We start from the raw sequence: 6,486 nt of genomic DNA on the forward strand, positions 1-6,486 counted from the left end.
TAGCGGTGGTGGCAGGCACAACGGGCTGGCTGGAGAAGTTGGAAGAGGTGAAAAAAGCCTGCACGGACACCGGCAAAACCTTCTTCTACGCCTCCAATTACAGCATCGGCGTAAATATTTTCTTTGCGGAGTTGGTTGCCTTCGTAATTCACGATGCAGCGGCGATACAGGGCGATGTTTTCTTCGCTTAGCACAATCGTTGCGCCTCTTTTCGGAATCCACAGCGGACCAAAATTGTCGCGCGACCAGCCCGTGGCATAGTCGTAGGGGTAGGTTTTGTCGTTGAGGTTGTCGTCCGGAAGAATCGTAACCGACTTTGCCCAACCCTTTTTTTGCAACACCTCGCAGGCAGCCTGAGTCAGCGGCAGGCGGTCATACACGGGATGGTTTTGCCCCTCCTCATCGGTCGTCCAAAACAAATGCTGGTCGGCTTTGCTGACTTCCAATTCCTCAAATTGCTTCGCGGAAAGGGGATTTTTCGTCTCAACGAAGTAATCAAACTGCAATTTCCTGGGATTAGGTAATGCCTCACCGGTAATATACACTTGATTGTTAATGATTTGCAGACTATCGCCGGGCATTCCTATCAACCGTTTCACAAAATTTTCGCGCCGGTCAACAGGGCGATACATGATTTCGCCAAACTCCACCGGATGCGAATGAACCGCCTCTCTGCCATATAAATCAACTAACCGATAATAATCCGGATTTTGGGCAAGGAAAGCAATCGTGTCGCCCGCCGGAAAATTAAACACCACGATGTCGTTGCGCTTCAGCGAAGTAAGTCCTCGCAGCCGCTTGTATTTCCACAACGGTTTTTCCCAATACGAGTTGCCACCAACAAGCGGTAAGGTGTTGTGAGTCAACGGAAAAGCAACCGGCGTATTCGGCATTCGCGGACCGTAATTGACCTTGCTCACCAGCAAAAAATCACCCACCAGCAGGCTTTTTTCCAACGAAGAACTCGGTATCTGGTAATTCTGAAAAACAAAAATATTTATCACATACACTGCCACCAAACAAAAAACAATGGTATCCACCCAACTCATCACCTGCCGAGAAACGGGGTTTGTCAACTCCCGCCACCACCCCCAGCGGATGTATTTGGTAACATAAACGTCAAACACCACCGGCAGCCCCAACAACAGCCACCAACACCCCGTCCAAGCCACAAAAAAGCCATACAAATGACACCAAATCAGGGCTTTAACCCAATCCCAATGGTTCACAGACTTCACTAACTTAATTTTTTCAATTATTTTATTATTCATATTTCATAAAGATTCATATCACACATACCCACATTGAAAGCTATTCTAGCGAGTAAGCCAATCCGCTCCATATTCCTCCTCCGCTTCTGATAGGTTAAAACCTTGTTGGATAAGGAAATCCGGTCCAATCATGTCCTTACACCATTTTGCCATGGTCGGCGACAGTGGTATCAGTTTTCGCACTCTGTCCGCTTCTTCCAGTTGCCCGGCTTCTCTCAATCGAATACTTCTCACTCCAATGTCGAGCTTTTCTTCTAATGTCATTTCTTTATATGCCATAATATATATGTATTAATTTTTTTATGCTGCAAAGGTACTGTTTTTTATTTAAAATTTCAATAAATCATTCATTGTCAAAAAGCCCTTTTTGCCTTGCACAAATTCGGCGGCGAGGACGGCTCCGAGGGCGAAGCCTTTGCGGTTTTTGGCATCGTGCGTGAATCGGATGCTGTCGGCTTCCGATTCATAGACTACTTCGTGGAAGCCGGGGACTTCGCCGAGGCGTTTGGTTTCAATCAGCAGTTCGTCCGGGGTGCCTTCGGTGCCCTCTCGCCATGTTTTTTTGCGGTCGATGTGTTGCAGGATGCCTTCTGCGATGCTAATTCCTGTGCCGCTGGGCGAATCCAATTTGTGGATGTGGTGAATTTCCTCCATCCGCACATCGTATTGCGGGAAATCGTTCATGATGCGTGCCAGATGTTTGTTCACGGCAAAGAAAATATTTACGCCGATGCTGTAATTGGAGGCGTAGAAGAAGGTTTTGCCGGTGTCCGTGCAGGCTTTTTTCACCTCTTCCAACTTCTCCAGCCAGCCCGTTGTGCCTGCCACCACCGCTATATTGCGCTCAAAGCATTTTTGATAATTGGCAAAAGCCGTTTCCGGGCGCGAAAATTCAATCGCCACATCCGCCGACAGAAAAGCGGGCGAATCAAAGTCCGCTTGATTGTCTATGTCAATGATTGACACGATGTTATGACCGCGCTCCAAGGCAATGACTTCAATCTCATGCCCCATTTTTCCGTACCCGATAAGTGCTATTTTCATTCTTTTTTTGCGCAAAAGTACAACATTATTTTTGTTTTTTGCGTACCTTTGCGCGAAAATTGAAAAAATGGCGTTAAAATTTTTGAGTTTGGGAAGCGGGAGTAGCGGCAACTCCTATTTTTTGGGGACAGAAAGCTACGGCGTTCTCTTCGATGCCGGTCTTCCTTGCAGCCAAATTAAAGACGGATTGAATAGCCATCGTATTGGTTTAGAGCAGATTATGGGTTTGTTTGTAACACATGACCATGCCGACCATATCAAGGCTGTTGGCGCATTGAGCAGCAAATATAATATCCCCGTTTATGCCACACAGCCCGTTTTGGATGGCATTAACAGCAGTTTTTTCGTGCGCGAAAAATTGGACGCTACCAGCCGACGACCGATAGAAAAAAACGCGCCCATTCAGATAAAAGATTTTAGCATCACCGCCTTTAATGTGCCGCACGATGCCTCCGATTGTGTGGGCTATCTTGTTGAATATGAGCAGCAAAAGTGGGTGCTCGCAACGGATGTCGGGCTAATTGACGACGAGGTTGGCAAACACCTGAAAATGGCAAATCACCTCGTCATCGAAGCCAATTACGATGCCGAAATGCTGTTCAGCGGCAACTACCCCGATGTGCTGAAAGAGCGCATCACCAACGGCAAGGGGCATTTGTGCAACAGCGACACCGCCAATTTTTTAGCCGCCAACTTCAGCTCGCACCTCCGCAACATCTGGCTGTGCCACCTCAGCGGCGAAAACAACCGCGCCGAACTCGCCTACTGCACCGTGCGCGAAGCCCTGGATTTCCGCTCCATAAACATAGAAAACGTCAATTTAGTAACATTGGAGCGCGCCGCTCCCTCAAAAATGTATGTGCTGGAATGAAGTTTTTTATCGCAAAAAACAGGCTTAACTTTTTGCCGTTAAGCCTGTTTTTACTTTATCCTTGCTACCCGTAATCAATCGAGATACTCTGCCTGCCAGGATAAACCTTCCGGAGTATGAATGAGCAATTCTGTGACGGGGCAATAAAAATTTTCACTACCTTTGCGGCTAAAAACAGATATTATGAAACGAAAAAATGTTTTGAAAACGTGCCTCTCATGTAGTCTGATGCTCGTATTGGTGGGAGTGAGCGGCTGTTTGGATGATAATGTTGCAAACACGCAAACGTCCGGCGTGATGCCTGCGGTGGTTGGTGTGGATGCCTCAAACACGTTGCTGAAGACGGATTGGGGCTCCGTTGTCGTCCCGAGCGACAAGGCAGGCAGTTTGAATGCCAATGAATGTGTGCTGACACAATTTCAAGTGGATTGGACCCAACAACCCGATTATGCAACAAAGGGCTACATCACGCCTATGCAAGTAGATATTTCTGACCCGATTGCACAAACTGCTGTCACTTTGGTGTCCGAAGTGCCGGTGCCCGGCGACTACACCGACTCCATCGCCAATGGGCAATTTGTGAATTTTCTGTTGAGCAAGCGTTGGTATTCAGAGATTGCACGTCCAATGTTTGAAAATCAGACTGTTGTCTATCGTTTGGAACTTGTTGCGACCGCCGACTACTCCTACGATGCCTATTTGATGGCGAAAGGTAGTGCACCTTCTGAATCAAACTCTCTTGTTGTAGGCACAGAGCCACATTTCTTTGACTTTTCGGCGATACTTGTTCCCGAAATCACAGAAGCTACAACCACAAGACCCTACATTACCATCAATCTGAAATATTACACAGGAGGCGAAACAACAGTTTGGAAAAGCATCAGCAGCCCAATAACATTAACATTGCAGCATTAACCATTATTAATTGGCTCTTTTCAACAACTCTTTGGCATTTTCAATCGCGGCATCCGTGAGCGCCGACCCGCTCAGCATCTGTGCAATTTCTCGGATGCGTTCGTCCGGTGAGAGGCAATGGATTTGCGTTTCTGTCGTTTCTTTTGCGTCATCTTTATAGACAAAATAGTGCGTGTTGCCTTGTGCCGCTATTTGTGGGAGGTGCGTAATCGTGATTACTTGCATGACATCGCCCATCCGGTGCATGATTTGTCCCATTTTGTCTGCCACTTCGCCAGAAACGCCCGAGTCTATTTCGTCAAAAATGATGCTCGGCAATGCGGTTGCTCCGGCAATTAATGCCTTGATACCCAGCATTAAACGTGAAATTTCGCCGCCCGATGCAATTTGAGCCACCGGTCGGAGAGCGACATTTTTATTCGCCGAAAACAGGAAGCAAACGGTATCGCCACCGCTTGTGTCGGGCGTTTCTTTTTTGTCAATTTGGCACGCAAACTGCATGTAGGGCATCCCCAGCACGCTCACTTTTTCGACCAACTGTTTTTCCAAATAGGCACCTGCTCGCAGGCGTGTGGCGGACAATTCGGCGGCAAGTTCGCGCACTTTTTTCTGTGCTGCATCCAATTCTTGTTGCAATTTGGCGAGGACTTCCTCATAGTTTTCAATTTCTTCCAATTGCTCGGCTATTTTGTCGCGCAGTTCGATGAGTGCTTCCACCGTCTGTACCTTGTGTTTTTGCTGCAACGAGTAGAACAAATCCAGGCGGTCGTTCACTAATTTCAGGCGTTCGGGGTTGAGTTCCAATTTTTCCTGTTCGCTGTTGAGGCTTGTTTGCAAGTCTTTCAAATCGAGGTAAGCCGTTTGCAGCCGCTCTGTGGCTGCTTGTGCGGACGGATACACTTTTTCTAATGTTTGGCAGGTGTTTAGAGCCTCTTTCAGGGCAACTACCACGCCGTGGGTGTCGTCGGAGAGGTGATTTTCGATGGTGAACAGCCCTGTTTTTATTTCTTCAAGGTGCGTCAGAGTTTCTTGTTCGTTCTCCAAATCCGCTTGTTCGTTGGGTTTTAGCTGTGCATCAGCGAGTTGTTGATGCTGAAATCGCAGATATTCCTGTTCATCCGTGCTCGCTTTCGCTTTTTCCTGCAATTCCTGCAAATGTTTGCGAATGGCGACAAGATTTTTGTACTCCATAGAGTATTGCGTGCGAAGGAGTTGGTTATTTGCCAACACGTCAAGCACTTGCAGTTGAAATTTGTTATCGACCAGCAACAAATTTTCGTGCTGCGAATGGATGTCGATGAGCGATGTGCCGAGCGTTTTCAGTTCGTTCAAACCCACCGGACTATCGTTGATAAAGGCGCGTGACTTGCCCTCCCGCCATATTTCCCGCCGGAGGATGCAGTTGTGCGGGTCGTAACTCAACTCTTGTTCGGAAAAAAGCCTGCTGGTGGGTGATTTTTTGCTGGTGAGCAAGGTCAATTACGGTCCGCGAATGCCGAATACGCCGGTTGCTTTTCCGTTGACTCACAACACCTTACCGCTTGTTGGTGGCAACTCGTATTGGGAAAAACCGTTGTGGAAATACAAGCGGCTGCGAGGACTTACTTCGCTGAAGCGCAACGACATCGTGGTGTTTAATTTTCCGGCGGGCGACACGATTGCTTTCCTTGCCCAAAATCCGGATTATTATCGGTTAGTTGATTTATATGGCAGAGAGGCGGTTCATTCGCATCCGGTGGAGTTTGGCGAAATCATGTATCGCCCTGTTGACCGGCGCGAAAATTTTGTGAAACGGTTGATAGGAATGCCCGGCGATAGTCTGCAAATCATTAACAATCAAGTGTATATTACCGGTGAGGCATTACCTAATCCCAGGAAATTGCAGTTTGATTACTTCGTTGAGACGAAAAATCCCCTTTCCGCGAAGCAATTTGAGGAATTGGAAGTCAGCAAAGCCGACCAGCATTTGTTTTGGACGACCGATGAGGAGGGGCAAAACCATCCCGTGTATGACCGCCTGCCGCTGACTCAGGCTGCCTGCGAGGTGTTGCAAAAAAAGGGTTGGGCAAAGTCGGTTACGATTCTTCCGGACGACAACCTCAACGACAAAACCTACCCCTACGACTATGCCACGGGCTGGTCGCGCGACAATTTTGGTCCGCTGTGGATTCCGAAAAGAGGCGCAACGATTGTGCTAAGCGAAGAAAACATCGCCCTGTATCGCCGCTGCATCGTGAATTACGAAGGCAACCAACTCCGCAAAGAAAATATTTACGCCGATGCTGTAATTGGAGGCGTAGAAGAAGGTTTTGCCGGTGTCCGTGCAGGCTTTTTTCACCTCTTCCAACTTCTCCAGCCAGCCCGTTGTGCCTGCCACCACCGCTT

General features: G+C 47.9%; 5 protein-coding genes and 4 pseudogenes. 4 read left to right on the plus strand and 5 right to left on the minus strand.

All coding sequences use genetic code 11. The features are described 5' to 3' along the window. A pseudogene (locus tag ASC50_RS08515) lies at window positions 1-128 on the plus strand (4-hydroxy-tetrahydrodipicolinate reductase); the annotation flags it as partial. A 390-nt stretch (window positions 129-518) separates the two neighbouring features. Here the strand turns inward: ASC50_RS08515 and lepB are convergent. From lepB to dapB, 3 genes and pseudogenes are all read right to left on the minus strand, one after another. Beyond that, a pseudogene (lepB, locus tag ASC50_RS08520) lies at window positions 519-1,271 on the minus strand (signal peptidase I); the annotation flags it as partial. Between the two features lie 45 nt (window positions 1,272-1,316). Beyond that, complete coding sequence (locus ASC50_RS04345) at window positions 1,317-1,550, minus strand: hypothetical protein (protein WP_056928751.1); 234 nt, start codon at window positions 1,548-1,550, stop codon at window positions 1,317-1,319. 48 nt (window positions 1,551-1,598) lie between these two features. After that, window positions 1,599-2,315, minus strand: coding sequence for a 4-hydroxy-tetrahydrodipicolinate reductase (gene dapB / locus ASC50_RS04350; protein ID WP_056928752.1), 717 nt, complete (start codon window positions 2,313-2,315; stop codon window positions 1,599-1,601). A gap of 67 nt (window positions 2,316-2,382) precedes the next feature. Here dapB and ASC50_RS04355 point away from each other — a divergent pair, with 67 nt between their 5' ends. Continuing rightward, window positions 2,383-3,186 carry an MBL fold metallo-hydrolase gene (locus tag ASC50_RS04355; protein WP_056928755.1) on the plus strand — a complete coding sequence of 268 codons (804 nt, stop codon included), beginning with the start codon at window positions 2,383-2,385 and terminating at the stop codon, window positions 3,184-3,186. A gap of 183 nt (window positions 3,187-3,369) precedes the next feature. Beyond that, window positions 3,370-4,101: a hypothetical protein gene (locus ASC50_RS04360; protein ID WP_056928753.1), complete on the plus strand. Its 732-nt coding sequence runs from the start codon at window positions 3,370-3,372 to the stop codon at window positions 4,099-4,101. Between the two features lie 6 nt (window positions 4,102-4,107). Here the strand turns inward: ASC50_RS04360 and ASC50_RS04365 are convergent, their stop codons facing one another. Next, window positions 4,108-5,574 carry a DNA repair protein RecN gene (locus ASC50_RS04365; RefSeq protein WP_158648421.1) on the minus strand — a complete coding sequence of 489 codons (1,467 nt, stop codon included), beginning with the start codon at window positions 5,572-5,574 and terminating at the stop codon, window positions 4,108-4,110. Window positions 5,575-5,593: 19 nt separating this feature from the next. Here ASC50_RS04365 and ASC50_RS08525 point away from each other — a divergent pair. Further along, window positions 5,594-5,980 (plus strand): annotated as a pseudogene (locus ASC50_RS08525) (S26 family signal peptidase); the annotation flags it as partial. Between the two features lie 378 nt (window positions 5,981-6,358). Here the strand turns inward: ASC50_RS08525 and ASC50_RS08530 are convergent. After that, window positions 6,359-6,486, minus strand: a pseudogene (locus tag ASC50_RS08530) (4-hydroxy-tetrahydrodipicolinate reductase); the annotation flags it as partial.

Source organism: Candidatus Symbiothrix dinenymphae (assembly GCF_001431085.1).